The organism is Bradyrhizobium tropiciagri (assembly GCF_018130545.1).
In the GTDB taxonomy this organism is placed as follows: Bacteria; Pseudomonadota; Alphaproteobacteria; order Rhizobiales; family Xanthobacteraceae; genus Bradyrhizobium; species Bradyrhizobium tropiciagri_A.
In genome coordinates this window covers 261015-281045 of the sequence record NZ_JAFCKF010000003.1, presented here as the reverse complement: position 1 = coordinate 281045, position 20031 = coordinate 261015, and the positions used below count along the sequence as shown (strand labels likewise).

The 20031-nt window shown below is 64.1% G+C and carries 15 protein-coding genes; 7 read left to right on the top strand and 8 right to left on the bottom strand.

Annotated elements, in window-relative coordinates; translation table 11 throughout:
• Window positions 1–108: 108 nt before the first annotated feature.
• The 3 genes from JQ616_RS13980 to JQ616_RS13970 form a co-directional block, all read right to left on the bottom strand.
• The gene (locus JQ616_RS13980) at window positions 109–726 is read right to left on the bottom strand and encodes a PilZ domain-containing protein (protein WP_028336124.1); all 618 of its coding nucleotides are present in this window, start codon (window positions 724–726) and stop codon (window positions 109–111) included.
• Window positions 727–876: 150 nt separating this feature from the next.
• Window positions 877–2430 (bottom strand): FAD-dependent monooxygenase, encoded by a 1554-nt coding sequence (locus JQ616_RS13975; protein WP_212016281.1) that lies wholly within the window; start codon window positions 2428–2430, stop codon window positions 877–879.
• A 278-nt stretch (window positions 2431–2708) separates the two neighbouring features.
• Window positions 2709–3644 carry an acyl-CoA desaturase gene (locus tag JQ616_RS13970; RefSeq protein ID WP_212015212.1) on the bottom strand — a complete coding sequence of 312 codons (936 nt, stop codon included), beginning with the start codon at window positions 3642–3644 and terminating at the stop codon, window positions 2709–2711.
• 155 nt (window positions 3645–3799) lie between these two features.
• Between JQ616_RS13970 and JQ616_RS13965 the strand changes: the two genes are divergently transcribed.
• Complete coding sequence (locus JQ616_RS13965) at window positions 3800–4762, top strand: MBL fold metallo-hydrolase (protein WP_249136775.1); 963 nt, start codon at window positions 3800–3802, stop codon at window positions 4760–4762.
• Between the two features lie 30 nt (window positions 4763–4792).
• Here JQ616_RS13965 and JQ616_RS13960 read toward each other — a convergent pair whose 3' ends face one another.
• Complete coding sequence (locus JQ616_RS13960) at window positions 4793–5299, bottom strand: hypothetical protein (protein WP_212015211.1); 507 nt, start codon at window positions 5297–5299, stop codon at window positions 4793–4795.
• Between the two features lie 215 nt (window positions 5300–5514).
• Between JQ616_RS13960 and JQ616_RS13955 the strand changes: the two genes are divergently transcribed.
• From JQ616_RS13955 to JQ616_RS13935, 5 genes are all read left to right on the top strand, one after another.
• Window positions 5515–6666 carry a zinc-binding dehydrogenase gene (locus JQ616_RS13955; RefSeq protein ID WP_212015210.1) on the top strand — a complete coding sequence of 384 codons (1152 nt, stop codon included), beginning with the start codon at window positions 5515–5517 and terminating at the stop codon, window positions 6664–6666.
• A 122-nt stretch (window positions 6667–6788) separates the two neighbouring features.
• Window positions 6789–8720, top strand: a complete 1932-nt coding sequence (locus tag JQ616_RS13950; RefSeq protein ID WP_212015209.1) for a cyclic nucleotide-binding and patatin-like phospholipase domain-containing protein — start codon at window positions 6789–6791, stop codon at window positions 8718–8720.
• Between the two features lie 59 nt (window positions 8721–8779).
• Entirely contained in the window at window positions 8780–9919 is a 1140-nt protein-coding gene (locus tag JQ616_RS13945; RefSeq protein ID WP_212015208.1) for an amidohydrolase/deacetylase family metallohydrolase, read from the top strand.
• Between the two features lie 629 nt (window positions 9920–10548).
• Window positions 10549–11397 carry an SDR family NAD(P)-dependent oxidoreductase gene (locus tag JQ616_RS13940; protein ID WP_212015207.1) on the top strand — a complete coding sequence of 283 codons (849 nt, stop codon included), beginning with the start codon at window positions 10549–10551 and terminating at the stop codon, window positions 11395–11397.
• Between the two features lie 240 nt (window positions 11398–11637).
• Window positions 11638–13647, top strand: a complete 2010-nt coding sequence (locus JQ616_RS13935; protein ID WP_212015205.1) for an SPFH domain-containing protein — start codon at window positions 11638–11640, stop codon at window positions 13645–13647.
• Between the two features lie 92 nt (window positions 13648–13739).
• Here JQ616_RS13935 and JQ616_RS13930 read toward each other — a convergent pair whose 3' ends face one another.
• The 4 genes from JQ616_RS13930 to JQ616_RS13915 all read right to left on the bottom strand — a co-directional run bounded on the left by JQ616_RS13930 (window position 13740) and on the right by JQ616_RS13915 (window position 18793).
• Window positions 13740–14960, bottom strand: coding sequence for an ABC transporter substrate-binding protein (locus JQ616_RS13930; RefSeq protein WP_212015203.1), 1221 nt, complete (start codon window positions 14958–14960; stop codon window positions 13740–13742).
• Window positions 14953–15591 (bottom strand): pyridoxamine 5'-phosphate oxidase family protein, encoded by a 639-nt coding sequence (locus tag JQ616_RS13925; protein ID WP_212015201.1) that lies wholly within the window; start codon window positions 15589–15591, stop codon window positions 14953–14955. Before JQ616_RS13925 ends, JQ616_RS13930 begins: the two co-directional genes overlap by 8 nt.
• A gap of 224 nt (window positions 15592–15815) precedes the next feature.
• Window positions 15816–16946, bottom strand: a complete 1131-nt coding sequence (locus JQ616_RS13920) for a hypothetical protein (protein WP_212015199.1) — start codon at window positions 16944–16946, stop codon at window positions 15816–15818.
• 236 nt (window positions 16947–17182) lie between these two features.
• The gene (locus JQ616_RS13915; RefSeq protein WP_212015198.1) at window positions 17183–18793 is read right to left on the bottom strand and encodes an ABC transporter substrate-binding protein; all 1611 of its coding nucleotides are present in this window, start codon (window positions 18791–18793) and stop codon (window positions 17183–17185) included.
• A gap of 377 nt (window positions 18794–19170) precedes the next feature.
• Here JQ616_RS13915 and JQ616_RS13910 point away from each other — a divergent pair, with 377 nt between their 5' ends.
• Entirely contained in the window at window positions 19171–20031 is an 861-nt protein-coding gene (locus JQ616_RS13910; RefSeq protein ID WP_212016277.1) for an FAD binding domain-containing protein, read from the top strand.

The following is a 20031-nucleotide window of genomic DNA, read 5'->3' as shown; positions in this document are numbered from 1 at the left end:
CAGCCGTTAACCGCCGATTTCGCAGCGCCAAACGCGTCGAAGGCGGCCACCGGTGCACCGGAGGCCGCCTTCGCGGGCTGAAAACGGGGTCTTGAGCGGTTTTTCGCTTTACCTCGCGGTAACGCTCTCTTCGAGGGTTTCCGCGGACTGCTCGTGGACGAACTCGAGCGCGAAGCCTTCCTCGAGGTTTCGCACCACGCGGGCTTGCACCCGGCCGAGCATCACCAGCGACTTCAGCGGCGGGCGGTTCTCCGCGGCAATCGCGGCGCCGGACAAGGACAGGTCGATGATGCGGCAGGTCATCCGCGTGCCGTCTTCCTGGGTGAGCAGGGCGATCGGGTTGCGCGGCACGATACGGTCGTGGCGGCGATCCTCGGGCAAGTTGAGGATGTCGCGGTTGGCGAGCCAGGTCAGCTGGGCGGCGAGCTTGTCGCGCTTGCGCGCGGTGGCGCCGATCGTCATCGCAAAGCCGTTGTCGATGATGCGGGTGATGCGGCCCTCGACGCGGCCGATATGGTCGAGATAGGCGATGACGCGGTCGCCGACATTGCCGATGCCGGGCGCCAGCAGCGCGAGGCCGCCCGGGGACATGTTGATAATCTGGCAGGGAAACTCGCGCCGGTCGGGCAGCATGTAGCGGCCGAGCAGGTGCACCTTGACGCGCTGAAAGCGCCGCCGCTCCTCGGCTACGGGGACGACGGTAGTTTTCTTCTGTGCAAACGACATCACAACAAACCTGGCCACCGTCCATTCGGAGCCCCGACGACCGTAAGGCTGATAGGGTTAACAGGGCGTTACGGTTGAGGCGGGGAACCCGTACACGGTGCAAGAGAGACAAGCGAAAGCTCAGGTGCGCCGTACCCAGTGGCGCCTCGCTCATTCTTGCGCCGCGTCAGGTTCTCCGAACCACCGCGCCGCCGCTTGGGCACTCTCTCCCAGGTCGGGCTCGATGTCTGTGGCCCAAGCCACAAACCCATCGGGGCGCACGAGCACCGCGCTCAGCCCCAGTCGATCGCTGGCATCGCTCGCGCGATAGCTGATCCGCCCGCGCCAGCGATCGGCCAGCGCTTGCAGGGAAGCACGCGCGTCGAAGTCCAGCAGCAGGCCGCGTCCATCTCGAAGCAACTCGCCCAGCCTCGTCCCGTCGGCGAGCTCGAAGTCGGGTGCGCTGCGGCCCATCAACGGATGGCCGTCGCCGAGATCGTAGCGCAGTGAAACGCCCCACACGCGCTCGGCAAAATAGGTTGCGCCGTCTGATGTTGCGATCAGATCGCGGATGATGGCTTCGAGCGCGCGTGAACTGCGGCTCGGCCGCATCAGCGCGACCTGGGCGCGCGACCAGTCGAGAACTTGCGCACCGACCGGATGCCGCTCGCGCGAATAGCTGTCGAGCAGATCCGTCGGCGCGTCGCCGCGGATCGTGGCCGCGAGCTTCCAGCCGAGGTTCATCGCATCGCCGAGCCCAAGGTTGAGCCCCTGGCCGCCGAGCGGAGAATGGATATGCGCGGCGTCGCCGGCGAGCAGCACGCGCCCCTTGCGGTAGGCCGTCGGCTGGCAGGCGCGATCGGTCCAGGTGGTGGCGAGCTGCAGCGCCGTCAACGTCACGTCGGTGCCGGAGACGCGACGCAACACCGCCTGCACATGCTCCCGCGTGATCGGCTGGGTGCGGTGGAAGGCGCCGCCGTCGAAATCGACCATCGCGATCGTGCCGGGCTGTGCAAAGGTGTACATGCCTGTCGGCGTGTAGTGGCGGCCCGGGCGGAGCTGGTCCGGATCGGATAGCACGACCTCGACCGAATAGCCGGTAAACTCGGGATCGGTGCCGGTAAACTCAAAGCCGGCAGCCTTGCGCACCGTGCTGCGGCCGCCGTCGCAACCGACCAGCCAGCGTCCGTGGAACGTCTCGCCATCGGCGCGAACGATCACGCCATGATCCGATTGCTCAAACGTCTCGACGCCGAGGCCGCGTCTGATCTCAACTCCCATCGCGATCGCGCGCGCGGCCAGTGTGGATTCGAGCGACTCCATGTCGACCGCCATGCTGTTGCCGGTAGGGCTCGGCAGGCGAAACGGCCATTTCGAACTGTCGATGTCATCGTGATAAAACTGAATGCCGGCGAAATGACCGGCAGGGCGGCGCGGCTGTTGCCGCCAATGCGCGGTGGGTGTGTTGCGGCCTGAGTCATCTTTCGCACGCTGCTGCGGCGCGATGTCATCCAGCATCCCGCGACGATCGAGCGCTTCGATGGTCGGCGCCGACAGGCCACGCATGCCGAACGGCAGCCGCTTCAGCAGCGAGCGCGGGTCGGCGGCCTGCTCCAGCATCAGCACCGAGCATCCGGCGAGCCGCAGCTCGCACGCAAGCATCAGGCCGACGGGGCCGGCACCTGCGATCACGACATCATGGGGGAGGGGGTGATGATTGTGCATGAACTGCTCCTGTGTCGCTGTTCGACCGGAGCGGTTCGTCGGGTTGAGAACCACACGGACGAACACAATGGACGCCTGGACGGCATCCGGTGTTCGTCGTGGGGATCTCATGCGTTGAGCAGGAGACCAGAGCTTTCGATTCTGAAAGGACTTCGATTTCGAAAGGACTTGGGCTTACCAAACCAAGTCTGCCTTTTCCGACGCTGGTGCTATAGCGGCGTGGCGCCTGGTCTGCAATGGCGATCTGGCGTGCGGATGACGGGACCAATGCGCAGCTGCTAAGTCCCGGCGACCGCATCGACATCGCGCAGGCCGTCGACGCGACGTGAACCCGGGCGTGGCGCAAGGTTGTCCGGCGTCTTGATGTTGCGGGCGAGGCCTGCTGTCTCAAACGTCTTGATCAGCCACCAGCCGAGATCGATCTGGCCCGGCAGCAGCCCGAGCTTCGCCGAGCCCGGATAGGCGTGATGATTGTTGTGCCAGCTCTCGCCCATGCTGATCAGCCCGGCGATGCCGACATTGTAGCCCTGGGCCGCGACGCCTTCGATGACCCAGGTCTGTCCGCCCTGGCGATGCGAATAGTGACCGATCAGCCAGTGACCGGTGACGCAGACGGCGATCCGCACGCAGATGCCCCACACCAGCCAGCTCCACGAGCCGATCGCAAAGAACAGGATAGCCCACGGCAATTGCTGCCACATCCAGGTTCGCTCGACGAACGCGTAGAAGCGGTCATCGGCGAGCCGCGGTTCGAGCCGGAAGACCGGCGGGTGTTTCAGCACGAGCCTGCAGTGCAGCTGCCACCAGGCATCGCGCCAGAAGCCGGCGGCATGGCAGGAGTAGGCGTGGCACGCCGCCTGGCGCTGGGCCCAGTCGCGATGATCGTGCAGTCGCACCATGCCGTAGGGACCGGCCATCCCGACCAGCGTGCCGAGATAGACGCAGAGCCGCTCGAGCCATAGCGGACAGTCGAAGCTCGTATGGATCAGGCGCCGGTGCATGCCGACCGAATGCCCGAAGCACAGCGTGATCGCGCTGGTCACGATGAACAGCGCGAACGCGCTCCACGAGAACGTCAGCGGGCCGAAGATGATCGCGACCACGGTCATGCTGCCGAGCCACAGCGACTTCGCCGGCGCCCATTGCACGCGCCCGTCCAGCGGGTCGGTGCTGTCGTCCGCGAAGATTCGTTCCGACCCGGGCTGCAGTTTCATTCCAATGCCTGATGGTGCGACGCAAGGTGGGATGGAGCGGCCATTGCTGTCAATCCGCCGCGCGAGCCGTCATGTCGCAGCCGACATTGGCATCTCCGGCCGCTTCACCTAACGTGTCGTGACTTAGTCAGTTCATGAGGCGGAGACGTTCGATCATGCGACCGAAATTGTGGCTTGCGCTTGCTGCGGTCATCCTCGCCGGCGCCGGCATGGCGCGCGCCGCCGAGATGCGGGTCACCTTGCTCGGCACCGGCACGCCGACGCCGCGGCTCTCGAGCTTCAGCGCCGCGACGCTGGTGGAAGCGGGGCCGGAGAAGCTGATCTTCGATTTCGGACGCGGCTCGACGATCCGCCTGTTCCAGAAGAAGATCCCGATCGGCGCGATCACGGCGCACTTCATCACCCATCTGCATTCCGACCACGTCGTCGGCCTTCCCGATATGTGGCTGACGGGGTGGATCGGTACGCCGTTCGGCTCGCGCAAGACGCCGATGGTGATCTTCGGGCCGAAGGGCACCGTGGCGATGACCGAAAATCTCACCAAGGCGTTCTCCGAGGACATCCGCATCCGGATCGACGATGAGGGCTATCCGCCTGCGGGTATCGCGTTTGCGGCCAAGGACATCGAGCCGGGGCCGGTCTATGAGAACAACGGTGTCAAGGTCAGCGCGATCGAGGTCAATCACGGCGAGAAGATCAAGCCCTCGTTCGGGTATGTCGTCGAGTATGACGGCAAGAAGGTGGTGCTGTCGGGCGACACCAAGCCGGACGAGCGGGTGGCAAAGGCGGCCGAGGGCGCCGACCTCCTGATCCATGAGGTCGCGGTGATCGATCCCGAGCTGTTCAAGGCCTATCCGAACTACCGGGCGATCGAGAACCATCACACCTCGCCGGAAGAGGCCGGCAGGATCTTCGCAGAGGCCAGGCCGAAGCTTGCTGTCTATTCGCACATCGTGTTCGCAAGCCAGCCACCGACGCAGGACGTGCCGGAGGACGTGCTGCTGAAGCGGACGCGCACGACCTATCAGGGGCCGCTGGTGATCGGGCACGACCTGATGTCGTTCGTGATCTCGGACAAGGTCGAGGGCTTTGCGCCCGACGGCAGCGCGATCAAGTGACGATCTCCGCGCGAAGGCGCCGCGGAGAGGCTATTTGGCTTCGGCGTTTGCCGCCGGCTCGACGGTCACCGCTTTCAGCACCTTCCGTTTCGCCGCGCGGATCTCGAGCTGCAGGGGTGGCTGATAGGACCCGCTTGGCGGCTCGAACATGAAGCCATGGTGCCCATCGCCCTTGTTGAGCTTGAGAAGATCATTGCGGAACTGATCGGCTACGACCTCGGCAACGAGCTCGCCGTTGAAGTAGATGTCGATCGGGACCCGCTTGTCGGGGTGCTGGTTGTACAAAGCCCAGCCGGCAATTCTCTTTTCACCGAAGACGTCGACATGGCCGGTGATCTCGCCATACAGGCTCTCGATGCCGGCTTCGATCACCTCGAGGTCGCTGCGGTAGATCGATCGCGTCACGTCGAAGCTGAAATTCGCGGTGTCGACGCATTGGTCGAGCAAGCTCTGCCGATGCTCTTTCATGCGTTGCAGCGTGTCGAGCTCGCCGAGCTTGACGTACATGCCAACGATGCCTTCGATACCAGGATTCATGATGTCGGTCCCCGCAATGCTACAAGCCTATCCGCCCCGGGCTGCGTTCACAATCGATGGTTCCTTGCGATGCTACCTTGCGGAAAAATACTCCCGTCAGGATCTGACGCATCGCGCACGCCTTCATGACAGGCCTTCATGACATCCCGATCATCCTGACCTAAGCTCGGTGCGGCCGGACCCGGCCCAACGACAAGGACAGGGAGGACGAACCGATGGAGCAGATCCGCGTCTGCACGCATGAAGGACCTGGAGCCAAGCCTGTAATCCGGACCGTGCCATGGCCGCATATCGGCAAAAAGGCGGCCTTGATCAAGGTCGGCGCTTGCGGAGTCTGCGGAACCGACCTGCACATCCTGAAGGGACATTGGCCGAAACCGCTGCCATGGCCGTTCACGCTCGGCCATGAGCTCGGCGGCGTGATCGTCGAATGCGGTCCGGAGTTCACCGAGGACTTCATGAGCAAGCCGCTCAAGGTTGGATCGAAGGTGATGATCCCGCCCTTGATGCCGTGCGGCCGCTGCTATTACTGCATCCATTATCCCGCAAGCGCCAATAAGTGTCTGACGCCTGTGTACTACGGCCGCTATCTCGGCTTCGATAAGGCGCCGCATATGTGGGGCGGCTGGGCCGAATACGTCTATGTCGATCTCGACATGCTGCCGGGCACCAAGATCTACAAATTACCCGACGACATGTCGCTGCGGCTCGGCGCGCTCTCCGAGCCGTTGACCTCCTGCATCCGCGCCTTCAACCGCGCCACCCGCGCCGGCGGCTTTTCCTGGGGCGACACGGTGGTGATCCAGGGCTCCGGGCCGATCGGCATTCTTGCGGTTGCCGCCGCGCAGGAGATGGGGGCAGGGCGCGTGATCTGCGTTGGCGCACCGGAGACGCCGCGGCTGGCGCTCGCGCGCAAGTTCGGCGCCGAGGCGACCGTCGATATCGATCAGCTCAAGACGCCGGAGGAGCGCATCAAGGCGGTGCGCGACATCGTCGGCGGCTTCGGTGCCGACCTCGTGATGGATTGCTCGGGCCATCCGACCGCCGGACCCGAGGGCATCGAGATGCTGCGCGACGGCGGCACCTATGTCGAGATGGGCCAGTTTACCGATGCCGGCTCGATCAACACGTCGTGGCACCGCATCTGCACCAAGGACCTCAACGTGCTCGGCTCCTGGGGCTTTACCGGCAACGATCTGCCGCTCGGCGTCGACATGCTCTACCGCACGCGCAACAAATACCCCTGGCTCGACATGCAGACGATCTATCCGTTCACCGAGGACGGCGTCGCGCAGGCGGTCGCCGATGCGATGGCGATGAAGACGGTGAAGTCGACCATCGTGCCGTGGCCGGAGCTGGTCGGGTGAGGCCGGCAAGTGGGAGTGCGGCAATTCCTGTTGCAGTGCTCCCAAGGGAATAGCGGCCGGGTGCTGCCGATCATGCTCTGATATCGCTCGCCGGGGCGACGGCCCGGCGCTAACATCTGATCATGCAATCGAACCGTGTGCCGCCGAGCGCAACGTTTGCGTGGGGAAACCTGTCCGAGGACTTCGCGCTGTTTCGAACGCTCAGCGCGGAGCAGCGGCGGATCGCCTTTGGCGCCATGACACGGCGCGATCTCGTGCGCGGCGAGCTCCTGGTCGAGCAGGGCGGCGACTCCGACGCATTGTTCCTGGTGCTGCACGGCGCGCTCGCGGTGTATCGCACCGATCATCCCGAGCCGATCGCCGAGCTGCGCGCCGGCGAACTGGTCGGCGAGATCGGCTTCTTCGCCAATATCCCGCGCACCGCCAATGTGATCGCGATCCGCGACAGCAGCGTGCTGGTGTTGACGCGTGCAGCCTATACGCAGCTTGTCCAGGAGACGCCCGGCATTGTCGAGGCGCTGCTTGCCGCGCTGGCCCAGCGGTTTGCCGTCCAGACCGCGCGCCTGTTGCCCGTCCGGGCGTCGCCGAAAGCGCGAACCGTCGCGCTGATTGCGGGCGGGCGCGAGCCGGTGCCTGCCGGCTTCGAGCAGCGCTTGCGCCTGAGCCTTGCCGCTGCGGGGGCCGAGATCGTCGATCTCGCGCGCGTCCAGGCGATGTTTCCCGGCCGTGCGCTGGACGCCTCCGAAGTCGCCGACTGGCTCAACCGGATCGAATATGACGCGCCGCTGGTGGCCTATTTCGGCGGCGCCGATGCATCGGAATGGGCAAGAAAGACCATTCGCCAGGCCGACCTCGTCGTGTTCGCCTGCCGCGGCCAGGCGCCTGCGCCGGACCTGACCGAGATCGAGAGCTTCGCCTGCGCCGTGCATCCGGCGTCGGCGCGCCGCCTGGTTCGCGTTCACGATGTCAGGCATCACGAGGTCAGCGGCACGGCGGCCTGGCTGGCGCGGCTGCCTTGCTACATGCACCACCATGTCGCGCTCGAGGACCAGATCGACATCGACAGCCTGGTGCGCTTCCTGTGCGGTCGCGCGGTCGGGTTCGTCGCCGGCGGCGGCGGCAGCCTCGGCACCGCGCATGTCGGGATCTACAAGGCGTTTCGCGAGCGCGGCGCGATGTTCGACATCTTCGTCGGCACCAGCGTCGGCTCGGCGATGGCGGCGGGCTTTGCCAAGAACTACGACGCCGAGCATCTCGAGCGCGGCACGCACGAGATCTTCGTCTCCAGCCGCAGCTTCCGCCGCCCGACCTGGCCGCGCTACGCGCTGCTCGATCACAAGGCCTTCGATGCGGCGCTGGCCGAGCAGTATGGCCAGCATTGCCGGATCGAGGATTGCTGGCGGCCGTTCGCGGCGGTCGCGACCAATCTGTCGACGCATAGTCTCGAATTGATCCGCACCGGGCTGCTCTGGCAGGCGGTGCGGGCATCGAGCGCCATCCCGGGCCTGCTGCCGCCGTTCTACACCAAGGACGGTTCGATGCTGGTCGACGGCTGCCTCGTCGACAACGTTCCACTGGCGCAGATGCACCAGCTGAAGAGCGGACCGAACCTGGTGGTGCATTTCGGCGAGCCGGCGACCGAGATGTTCGATGTCGACTACGCCGCGCTGCCGGGACGGCTTGAATTGCTCGCCTCGCTGCTGACGCCGTTCCGGCGGAAATCGCTCCCGGCCGCGCCGAGTGCCGTCAACGTGTTGTGGCGCAGCCTCGTCGCGCATCAGCGCTACGACACGCTGCCGACCACGCCGCTCGATATGGTGATGCGTCCGCCGACGCCCGATGGCATCGACGTGACCGATTTCGATCGCCACCAGGAGATCTTCGAATCTTCTTACCGCTGGGCGCAGGAGACCATTGCGGCCTCGGAGACCGCGCATCAGCCCGCGATTGCGGCTATCGTCGCGTCGGCTGTGGGGACGGAGTTGGCCGCAGACGCGAGCGCGGATCACGCGACATCGGCTGCACCGGTTTCGCAACAGGCCCGCGTCGGCTGACCGGCTTGCAGACGGCAGCGAAGTCGACCATCGTGCCGGACGGAAATCCGGAGAACACGATGCCTTTCGATTTGATTCTGCGCGGCGGACGGGTGATCGACCCGTCGCAAAAGCTCGATGCGGTGACGGATGTCGCCTTTGCCGGTGGCAAGGTTGCTGCGGTGGGGCGGGAGCTGAAAGCCGATCCCGCGACCGATGTGCGGGACGTGTCGGGGCTGATCGTCTCGCCGGGGATCATCGACCTGCACACCCATGTCTATTGGGGCGGCACCTCGCTCGGCATCGACGCCGAGGAGTTCTGCCGCGCCTCCGGCGTCACCACCTCGGTTGATACCGGCAGCGCCGGCCCTGGCAATTTTGCCGGCTTCCGCAAGCATGTGATCGAGCCGAGCGAGGTGCGCATCCTCGCTTATCTGCACGTCTCGCATGCCGGCATCTTCGGCTTCTCGGACCGCGTGATGGTCGGCGAGAGCGAGGAATTGCGGCTGATGAACCCGGTCGATGCCGCACGCGTCGCTGACGAGAACCGCGACCTCATCGTCGGCATCAAAGTGCGGGTCGGCCTGTTCGCCTCGGGTACTTCGGGGCTGGTGCCGCTCGAGATCGCGCTCGAAGTCGCGGAGCAAGTCGGCATGCCCCTGATGGCGCATATCGACCATCCGCCGCCGAGCTACGAGGAGGTGCTGGCGCGCCTGCGTCCGGGCGACGTGCTGACCCACGCTTTCCGTCCGTTCCCTAACACGCCGGCGACCGCGCAGGGCACGGTGAAGAAGGTAGTGCTGGAGGCGCGCGAACGTGGCGTGCTGTTCGACATCGGCCACGGCAAGGGCTCGTTCGCCTTCAAGACCGCGCGCGCGATGCTCGCCAACGGCTTCTATCCGGACACGATCTCCTCGGACATCCATCAGCTCTGTATCGATGGCCCGGCCTTCGACCAGGTGACGACGATGTCGAAATTCCTCTGCATGGGGATGTCGATGCCGGACGTGATCGCCGCGTCCACCGTCAATGCCGCGATGGCTCTGCGGCGGCCGGAGCTCGGCAGCCTCAAGCCAGGCAGCGTCGGCGACGCCACGCTGCTCTCGATCAGAGAAGGCCAGTTCGATTATGTCGATGTGGTCGGCGAACATCTCATGGGCGATCGCAAGATCGCATCCGAAGGCGTCGTGATCGGCGGACGCTGGTGGCACCCGAGATAGGGCGCTCAAAGAATCCGCACGCCCGAATATCAGGACCTCCGATCCTTGTTAATCCAACCTGCAACATATAGTTGTATGTCGTTGTTAGAACTCGGTTTGGACCGAGCTAGCCGGGATGCACAGCACCATGCGAATTTTTTTGATTGGAATTGGATTACTCGCTGGATCGATCACAGTGGTCGTTCCGTACATCGCGAGCGAACGTTGCAAGGATCGGTGGACGCCCTTTAATCTAGAGGGGGTTTGGGACTACAAGACCGGATGCTCGGTAAGGGTTGGTGGCAACCTTGTTCGGGAGGAATATGTCAGCTTTGATCCGCGCGCTGCTAGCGCCGTCGACCCGAAGAAGCGAGATCAGACTCCGGCACATCCTGACTGGGTAATTCTTGGGCCGGATCATCAGCCAGCAGTCGAGGGCACCGTTCGTATTCAGAGGTGAATCTAAAGTCGAACGAGTTGCACTTTGGGTCAAAAGCTGACGTCGGCTCCGACCGATAGGATGTCGGCTACGGGCCAACAAGAGCGGTCATCGCCCACACTTCCCAATCGCTTGAAAGTGCGGTCATATGGCGGCCGGCGACACTTGGCATTTTGCGGCGAAGGTGTCCGCTTGCACGGGAGAAATGCACGTGAAGGAACTCGCTGGAAAGACCGCGTTCGTGACCGGCGCAGCCTCAGGCATCGGATTGGGGATCGCGACTGCTCTCGCTCAGGCCGGGGCGAAAGTCATGCTTTGCGATATTGAAGACGCGGCGCTGTCCGCGGCGCTCGAGCAATTGAGGCGCACCAATGTCGATGTCGATGGCGTGAAAGCGGACGTCTCCCTCAAGGCCGAACTCGTCGCGGCCGCCGAGGCCACCACGGCCCGCTACGGCAAGGTGCATATCCTCGTCAACAACGCGGGCGTCGGCGGCGGCGGGCCTTATGGCACCTGGACCGACGCATCCTGGAATTGGACCTTGGGCGTCAACCTGATGGCGACGATTTGGGGGATCGAGATTTTCGGGCCGTTGATCGAGCAGCATGGCGAGGGTGGACACATCGTCTCCACGGCCTCGCTCGCTGGCCTGATTTCAGGCGGAAGCACTGCCTACAACGTTTCGAAGTACGGCGTCGTCGCGCTGTCCGAGGGACTGCGGCCTGAACTCGCGCCCCGCGGGATCGGCGTATCGGTGCTGTGTCCCGGGTTCATCCGCACTCAAATCATGGACTCGACGCGCAACCTCCCCAAGCGCTTCGAGGGGGCGACCCGTCCCTTGCCGACGTCGGGCCCGCTTGCCGAGCGGATCAATCTGGTCCGCCAACGCATCTCCGATGGTATCGATCCCATGTATGTCGGCGAACTCGTCCGCGAAGGCATCGAAAACGACTGGCCCTATATCTTCACCGACCTCGAATTTGAGTCGGTGGTCGACGCGCGCTTCGCCGCCATCAAGCAAGGCTTTGACCACATCCGCGGGCGCGACCCGAAACGTTGAGCCCAGCTCTCGCGCAAGGTCGCCGCGCTGCGAATGATGCGCAATCGCGGCAAGTTGATCGCGCGCGTCAACGTCGCGCGAGTCGTTCGGCGGTTCATGCCGTCATCAAAAAAAGATTGGCAGGGCGAATAATGTTCACGCCTTGCGGCCCCTGGGCCTCGCACCACATGTCCGCACCGCAATTCTTGGGTGCAGGTTTGGGCTCCCAAACCGCCCAGTTGCGAATTGTGGAGATGAACTATGGACTTCCTCGGTTTTCTTAATGGTTCAGGTTTGACCCAGCCTGCCATTTGGATCGCTGCTGCGGTCGCATGTGTGATCGTGCTGCGCATATCGAACGTATTTCGCTACATTCCGAACAATCAGGTCGGCATCGTCGAGAAGCTGTGGGCGGTGAAAGGCTCGATCGACGACGGCTTCATCGCGCTCAACGGCGAAGCCGGCTATGAGCCGGAGGTGCTGCGCGGCGGCCTGCACGTGATGTTTCCCTTCATGTACCGCATCCACCGCTCGGACCTCGTCACCGTCGGCCAGGGCAAGATCGCCTATGTGTTCGCGCGCGACGGTGCGCCGCTGGAGCCGTCGCAGGTGCTCGGCGCCAACGACACCGAAGACAAGTCGGACTTCCAGGACACGCGCCGCTTCCTGCTCGGCGGCGGCCAGAAGGGCCCGCAGCGCAAGATCCTGCGCGAAGGTACCTATGCGATCAACACGACGCAGTTCGCCGTCATCACCGACGAGCGTGTCTATGGTCACGCGCTGAGCGAGCGCGAGCGCGGCGTGCTCGAGAGCATGCAGCTCACGATCACCGAGCGCTGGGGCTTTGCCCCGGTCGTGCTGGCGGCCGATCACGATCTCGTCGGCATCGTCACCGTGCATGACGGCCCGTCGCTGCCTCCGGGCGAGATCATCGCCCCCGAGGTCGGCATCGAGCTGCGTGATGCTGCGACGTTTCACAACAATTTCCAGGAGCCGGAGAAATTCCTGAGCGCCGGCGGCTATCGCGGCCGCCAGCTCCAGGTCATCGTCGAGGGCACCTGGTACATCAACCGGCTGTTCGCGACCGTCGAGGCGGTGCCGAAGACGGTGATCCCGGTCGGTAATGTCGGCGTTGTGATCTTCTACACCGGCCCGCGCACCGACGACGTCTCGGGCGAGCAGTATCGCCATGGCGAGCTGGTGCTCAACGGCAGCCGCGGCGTCTGGAAGGACCCGCTGTTGCCGGGCAAATACGCCTTCAACACCTATGCCGGCAAGATCGAGATCATCCCGACCGTCAACTTCATCCTGAAATGGGTGCGCGGCGAGGTCGGCGCGATGAAGCTCGACGAGAACCTGTCGGAGATCTCGCTGATCACCAAGGACGCGTTCGAGCCGACGCTGCCGCTCTCGGTGGTGATGCATATCGACTACAAGAAGGCGCCGATGATCATTCAGCGTTTCGGCGACGTGAAGAAGCTGGTCGAGCAGACGCTCGACCCGATGGTCTCTGCGTTCTTCAAGAACATCGCGCAGAAGATGACGTTGATCGAGCTGCTGCAGAACCGCGCCGCGATCCAGGAGGAATCCGCGCAGGTGATGAAGGCGAAGTTCGAGGGCTATTCGCTCGACCTTCAGGAGGTGTTGATCGGCACGCCGCGGGCGGCTGCGAACGACCACACCATCGAGAACATCCTGATCCAGCTGCGCTCGCGCCAGATCGCGCGCGAGCAGATCGAGACCTATCAGGAGCAGGAGAAGGCCGCCGTGCAGGAGCGCGCGCTGAACGAAGCCAAGGCGACGGCGGCGGCGCAGACCGCCCTGACGCAGTCATTGATCCAGGTCAAGGTCAACGAGAACGAGGGCGCGGCGGCGCTCGCCCGCGCGCAGAAGGATGCCGAAACCAGGAAAGTCACCGCAGCCGCGGTCGGCGAGCAGTCCAGGCTCGAAGGCCAGGGCGAGGCCGACCGGGTGCTTGCGGTCGGCGCCGCCAACGCGCAGGCGACCAAGCTGTCGGTCGATGCCTATGGTGGGCCGGAATACCGGCTTGCCGAGCAGAATTTTGCAAAGTTCGCCGACGCCCTGACGCGGATCAATCAGCCCCTGGTGCCGCAATTCCTGATGTCTGGCGGGCAGGGGCAGGAAGGCAACAGCGCCGGCCTGATCCCGACCGCGATGCTGAGCTCGATGTTCGGGCAGATGATGCCCGGCGCATTGGAGAAGCTGAAGGACGAGGCGCCGAGGGCCGCGCGCCGGACCAACGGTCAGTGAGGTACGCGGTATAGTCAACGGCGGGATCGGCGGCGCGCAAAAGCGCGCCGTCGATCTTATTCCGTGTTGTCGTTACTTCTTGCGCCGCAGGGTCAATCCGCGACCATCGGCCCGAACGGTTCCCAGCGCTCGCCGGTGAAGCGCATCATTCGGAATTGCTTCACCACGCGATAATCGCTGCTTCTGGTGTTGATGGCGAGACCCGGCAGCAGCAGATCGAGCTTCACGCCCTTCAGATTGGTCGCCTGGCGCATGACGTTGTCGCGCGAGAGATCGTCGCCGCATTGCTGCAGCACCTGCACCAGCAGCTCGGCTGCGCTGTAGCCGTAGGTTGTGAAGATGCTCTTTCTGTCGCCCTCCGGATAATATTCGGCCATGAATGCGGTCCATTTCCTCATGCCCGCATCGTCCGCCCAGCTCGGATCGGCGGCCTCCTTGAACGAACTCGCCGAGATCAGCCCCTTGGCGTTCTCGAGTCCCGCGGGCGCCAGCACCGCGTCGATCGAGGACGAACCGACGCCGAGCAAATGAAGCGGCTTCCAGCCGAGCTCCGCGGTCTTGCGGATCGCCTGGGCGGCGAACTTCGGCGCTGCCATGTCGATCAGCACGTTGACGCCCGCAGACTTGAGCCGCACCACCTGCGAGTCGATGGTCGGGTCCGTCATTTCATAGGGCGCTTCAGACGTGAGCATCAGCGCGGCCTTCGCGCCGAGCCCGTCCTTCAAGCCGGCGAGATAGTCCTTGCCGCTTTCGTCATTCTGGTAGAGCAGGCCGATCCTGGCATCCGGATAATTGTCGAGGATGAAGCGCACGTAGACGCGAATCTCGGTCCGCAAATTTGGCGCGAATCCCATGGTCCATGGAAAGTCGAGGGGATCCTCGAAGCGCGTCGAGCGACCGCCCACGAAGAGTTGCGGGACATGGTGGTCGTTGAGATATTTCTGAACGGCGATGTTGGAGGCGCTGCCGGGCGTCTGGAACGTGAACAGCACCTCGTCGCCTTCGACGAGCTTGCGGGTCTGTTCGACAGTCTTGGATGGCGTCGCCGCATCGTCATAGGAGATCAGCTTGATCTTGCGTCCGTTAATTCCGCCGTGGTCGTTGATCATCCGGAAATAGGCGGCCTGGAGTTTGCCGATGACCGAGACTGCCGACGCCGGTCCGCTGTAGGGCATGGTCTGCCCGATCCTGATCTCGGTGTCGCTGGCTCCGGGATCGTATTTGCGGCTTTCGGCGAGTGCGCCGGCGGCGGCAACAAGGTTGACACCGATGATCGCAATCGTGGCCGTTAGCGTGCACCAGCCTTTATGCATCGCGCTGCCCAATGGTGTCCGGGCTTGACGACGTGAGGGCCTGCGTGTCGGACCGCGGCAGATGCGGCACGACCGCCGGCAGCGTTTTCCACTCCGGCGTTGGTGATGTCTCGCCCGGCCGCGGCACATAGGCGGAGCGTGCCGTCATGGCGAGATCGGGGACATAGCGCGGACAGTTTGGATATATGTCGCGGCATTCGACGCGGATCACCGCCTTGGCGCCGTGGTGGCGCGTCAGACTTTCGGCGTCGCGATGAATGCTGGCGTCTCCGTTGATGCGAATCCGGTAGGTCTTGCCGTCGAAGCCCATGAACAAGAGCCCGACCTTCGGATTCATGGCGATATTGCCGAGTGTCCGGTACATCAGGTTGCCGTCGTAGTCGGGAAATTCAAGCGTGCTCGGGCCGACAATCTTGACGAACCCGGGATCGCCTCCCTTGAAGCTGCAGTCCGGATGATCGCCATGAGATGATGCAATGAAGAAGAAACTCGCCGCCGTGATCTGCGCTGCGTCGCGTTCGGAAAATTCGCTGTGCCTGGCGCTGGTGGCCAGGAAATCGGCCAGGCGCCGGCCGTCGGCGCGCTCTTGCAGCGCAAGCATCCCCTCGTGGTAAAATCCGCGTGCTTCCATGGCCGTTCTCGCGATTCAATGTGCAGTTTCGTGCGAGACGACAGCATAGCACCGGCGCGCTGCCGGGCCCTCGGCGAGTCCCACTGAATACGATGCTTCCTGTGCCCGATTGTCGCCGGGTGGATTGCCGGAGACGTCGGGAAGGGTGCCCGGTTTCATGGGCAAGACACCCGGCGGCGCCCAAAATCGCGCCGCCGATGGTGACTGAGCCGAACAACAATCCGTCAGAACGGCGTCAGGGCCAAATGCCCGGTCTCGGTCAAATGATCGCAGCGGTAGATCGCAAAGCCTTCGCGGCCGTCGAGCCAGGCATAATAAAACAGGCCAAGCACCTGCCTTGCGGCAACGTAGGGACGGAAATTGGTTCGCGTTTCGTTGACCAAGGTGATTTGGCTGGTTTCATGCGGAGGACAGGACGCATCGCGATCGGGAATCCCCCATTCGGTGATCCAGCAGGGTTTGCCGGCCTGAGCGCCCTGCGGCCGGCATTCCGCCAGAACGTATTTCTGTAAGCGATCGTGGCGGCCCTTGGTTGCGATCGGATTTCCCGGATCATTGGTCCAGGGGTAGGTATGCACGCCATATGCATCGACGAGTGCGTCGAGACCGTTCGCGCGCATGAATTCCAGCGTTGCGATGGCACCGACCGAGTCGAGCCGTGCGGTTCGGAGAGCATCCGGAGCTTCGTTGAACACCAGGCCGGCGCTGATGATCGGCGCATGCTGGTTCAGCTTCGACTGTGCGCGAGCGTCCTTCATGACCTTGAGTAGCTTGAGATATTGCAGATAGCCCTTGGCGACCTGTTGTGCCTCCGGGTCATGCGAAAGGTCTGCGAGGTTGAACTCTCTGGACTGCTTCGGATTCTCGGCGGGCAAGCTGAAATCCGCATTGAACATGGCGGAATTGATTTCATTGCCCAGCTCGAACCCCGCGAGCTCGACGCCGGCTGCTTCGAGCTTCGCGAGCAGCGGCTCGAAATACTTGCGGAACTGATCTGGATCTGCGGCGGACAGCGGGGGGCCGCCCCACACGCCGAAAGCATTGGGCCATGGTCGACTGGGCGCACCGGGCCGGTATTGCAGTTGGACCAGCCATTCGATCTGGATGCCCTGCGCCTTGGCGCGCCGGGCAAAATCGACACCCTTCTCGTCCGGCGTGATGCCCGACCGGATGAAATGAACGTTGGCTGCGTGCAGCTGCGCGAGGATTGCATTCTGTTGGTCGACGCTCAGCGAACCCACCGACGCGTTCACGCCAACAACCGCGTCCGCGGTCTGGGCGGACAACGGCTGGAATCCGACAAGGGCGCAAAGGATGGACGTGACGGCAACGAATAGACGGCTGAAGCTTTTCATTGATCGCGACCAACGCTTCTCGCTTGATCAGGCCCGACGGCGCGGCGCGCAACATCATGCCGCCGATCCTATTCGGCCTTGTCGATGTTCCGGAACACCAGCGGCGCACGATTTCGGAATATTGGAAATGTATCCCTGAGTTGCCCGACGTGTCAAGTTGGCTTGTCGAACGCCGGCAGTTGCCGGCTCCTTTGCATGGGGTTGTTTTTCGATATTTGGGCCGCGCGCGGCTGCGGCTATTCGGACTTGTCGACGTTCCAGAACACCGGCGGCGCCGGGCCGTCCAATATGCCGGTGAGCGATTTGCGCCAAGCGCTCGGCAGACGGAACTGGCCGAGCGGGATATAGATCACCTGCTCATACGCTTCCTTTTGGATCTCCACCGCGAGCTGCTTCTGCGCCTCAGGCGTGGTGGCGCGCGCGTAGGCGTCGCGCATCTGCTCGATCTTGGCGTTCTCCGGCCAGCCGAACCAGGCGCGCTTGCCGTTCGCAGCGATCTGGTTGTTGACGATCGGATTCATCGTCTCGGTGGCGCCCGTGAAAGTGAAGAACAGGTTCCAGCCGCCTTCCTTCGGCGGCTTCTGGCTGGCGCGTCGGCTGACCACGGTCTGCCAGTCCGTCACCTGCGCGTCGACGGTGAAGCCTGCCGCGCGCAACAGCTGTGCCGCCACGGTCGGCGGCCCCTTCAGGGTCTGCACGTCACCGGGGATCATGATCACGACCGGCGTGCCGTCATAGCCCGAGGCCGCCAGCGCCTTCTTCGCTTCCGCCATGCCGTTGCCCTTGATCAGGGTCTCCGCGCCGACGTCGCTGGCGAGCGGCGTGTCGCAGGCGAAATAGGCGCCGCAGATCTCGTAATATTTGGCGTTGCCGACGGTTGCGTCGAGCACGTCCTTCTGGTTCATCGCCAGGAATGCGGCGCGGCGGATCTTGGGGTTGTCGAACGGCGGGTGCAGGAAATTCATCCGGCCCTCGATCTGGAAGCCGAATTTGTTCAGCACGCCCACGGTGAGATCGGAGTTCGCCTCGAGCACCGGCACCAGATCGATCGACGGCTGCTCCAGGAAATCGATGTCGCCGGATTGCAGCGCGTTGATCGCGGTCTGCGCATCGGGCATCGTGATCCATTCGACGCGATCGACCTTGGCGACCTTGCCGCCCGACAGCCAATCCGGCTTTTCCTTGCGCGGCACGTAATCGGCGTTGCGCTCATAGACCGCCTTGACGCCCGGCTGGAATTCAGCGGCAACGAACTTGAACGGGCCGCAGCCGATCTGTTCGGGGATCTGCTTGCCCGGCGGCGTCTCCGCGAGCCGCTTCGGCATCATGAACGCGACATAGGAGGAGGGCTTTGCGATGCTCTCCAGCACCAGGCCATACGGCTCCTTCAGCTTGAGCACGATGGTTTTGGGTCCGGCTGGCTCGAGCGCCGCCGTGAAGTCCATCAGCTTCTGCCCCGTGCCGTCATTGGTGGCCCAGCGCTTCAACGAGGCGATGCAGTCCTCGGCCGTGACCGGCGCGCCGTCATGCCATTTCAGGCCGTCGCGCAGCGTGAAGGTGTAGCTGAGCTTGTCATCGGAGATGGTCCAGTCCGCCATCTGCGGCCGGACCTTGAATCCTGAATCGATGCCGAGCAGCGTGTCATAGACCATGTAGCCATGGTCGCGGGTGATATAGGCGGTGGTGAAACCGGGATCGATGATGCGCAGGTCCGAATGCATCACGGCCGTGATGGTCTTGCCCTTGGTCGCGGCGAGCGCGCGCGACGAGAGCACCGCCGGGGCCGCGATTACCGGCGGCACGCTCGCCGCGAGCTTGAGGAGCGTTCTGCGCGAAACATCCACCATTCGCCGTCTCCCGATTTGTCATTGCGCTGGCACGCATGCCGCAGCGACCATCATGCTTCACGAATTCGGTGTTGAAGGCAAGCAAGGGCCATGCCGCCGGTCTGGCGCCTGGGTTCCTGAGTTGGTCACGTGAACGTTCGATGACCGCGGCCGCGGCGCGCGCTGCGTCGGCACTGCACAAGTCCGCATCCTGCATAGGAGCCTGCGCTTCCTGCCGCACCTCGCAGGCTGTTCGGACCCCGATCCGCCGTGTAGGCTCATAGTCCTGCCGGCCAGCAATAAGGCCATATCCCCCAAGATCCTCTGAGGGATTCCCAAAGGGAACAAGCAGCGCGAACACGCAGCCGAGGGAGACCAGAAGAACAGCCATGACCGATATCCGATACGTAGCACCGCGCACGCTTGATGAAGCGATTGGCGCATTTGCTGCCGCCGGAAGTGCCGCCCGCATTATGGCAGGGGGCACCGATTTGTTGGTGCAAATGCGCTCCGGCCTGGTGCGGCCGGGATTGATCGTCGACATCAAGAAGATCGGCGAGATGACCGAGATCACCGAGACCGCCGATGGCGGTTTCCGCGTCGGTGCCGCCGTTTCCGGCATGGAGCTGGCCGAGCATGCGCGCTTCGGCAAGGTGTGGCCCGGCGTGCTCGAGGCCGTGAACCTGATCGGCTCCAAGCAGGTGCAGGGCCGGGCCTCGGCCGGCGGCAATCTCTGCAACGGTTCGCCGGCCGGCGACAGCGTGCCGGCGATGATCGCGGCGGGTGCCGTCGTCACGGTGCAGGGGCCGAACGGTCGCCGCGAGATGAAGGTCGAGGACGTGCCAGCCGGACCGGGACGGACCAATTTGAAGCCCGGCGAGATCCTGGTCAGCTTCACACTGCCGTCGCGGCCCAAAGGCTCGGGCGACGCTTACCTGCGGATGATCCCGCGCACCGAGATGGACATCGCGGTGGTCGGGATCGGCGTCAGCTTGACGTTGAAGGACGGCGTCTGCACCGCGGCCCGCGTCGGTCTCGGTGCGGTGGCGCCGACCGCGCTGCTGGTCGCGCCGGCAGCGCAAGCGCTCGTCGGCTCGAAGCTCGACGATGCCGCGCTGGAAGCCGCCGCTGCCGCATGTCGCGCCGCCTGCCGTCCGATCGACGACAAGCGCGGCACCATCGCCTACCGGACAAAAACCGCCGGCGTGCTGCTCAAGCGCACCGCCGCGATCGCCGCCCAGCGCGCGGGAGGACACTAG

Bases quoted from the DNA above. Each gene is read 5' to 3' on its own strand.
- JQ616_RS13980 (WP_028336124.1), bottom strand. From the start codon at position 726: ATGTCGTTTGCACAGAAGAAAACTACCGTCGTCCCCGTAGCCGAGGAG.
- JQ616_RS13975 (WP_212016281.1), bottom strand. From the start codon at position 2,430: ATGCACAATCATCACCCCCTCCCCCATGATGTCGTGATCGCAGGTGCC.
- JQ616_RS13970 (WP_212015212.1), bottom strand. From the start codon at position 3,644: ATGAAACTGCAGCCCGGGTCGGAACGAATCTTCGCGGACGACAGCACC.
- JQ616_RS13965 (WP_249136775.1), top strand. From the start codon at position 3,800: ATGCGACCGAAATTGTGGCTTGCGCTTGCTGCGGTCATCCTCGCCGGC.
- JQ616_RS13960 (WP_212015211.1), bottom strand. From the start codon at position 5,299: ATGAATCCTGGTATCGAAGGCATCGTTGGCATGTACGTCAAGCTCGGC.
- JQ616_RS13955 (WP_212015210.1), top strand. From the start codon at position 5,515: ATGGAGCAGATCCGCGTCTGCACGCATGAAGGACCTGGAGCCAAGCCT.
- JQ616_RS13950 (WP_212015209.1), top strand. From the start codon at position 6,789: ATGCAATCGAACCGTGTGCCGCCGAGCGCAACGTTTGCGTGGGGAAAC.
- JQ616_RS13945 (WP_212015208.1), top strand. From the start codon at position 8,780: ATGCCTTTCGATTTGATTCTGCGCGGCGGACGGGTGATCGACCCGTCG.
- JQ616_RS13935 (WP_212015205.1), top strand. From the start codon at position 11,638: ATGGACTTCCTCGGTTTTCTTAATGGTTCAGGTTTGACCCAGCCTGCC.
- JQ616_RS13930 (WP_212015203.1), bottom strand. From the start codon at position 14,960: ATGCATAAAGGCTGGTGCACGCTAACGGCCACGATTGCGATCATCGGT.
- JQ616_RS13925 (WP_212015201.1), bottom strand. From the start codon at position 15,591: ATGGAAGCACGCGGATTTTACCACGAGGGGATGCTTGCGCTGCAAGAG.
- JQ616_RS13920 (WP_212015199.1), bottom strand. From the start codon at position 16,946: ATGAAAAGCTTCAGCCGTCTATTCGTTGCCGTCACGTCCATCCTTTGC.
- JQ616_RS13915 (WP_212015198.1), bottom strand. From the start codon at position 18,793: ATGGTGGATGTTTCGCGCAGAACGCTCCTCAAGCTCGCGGCGAGCGTG.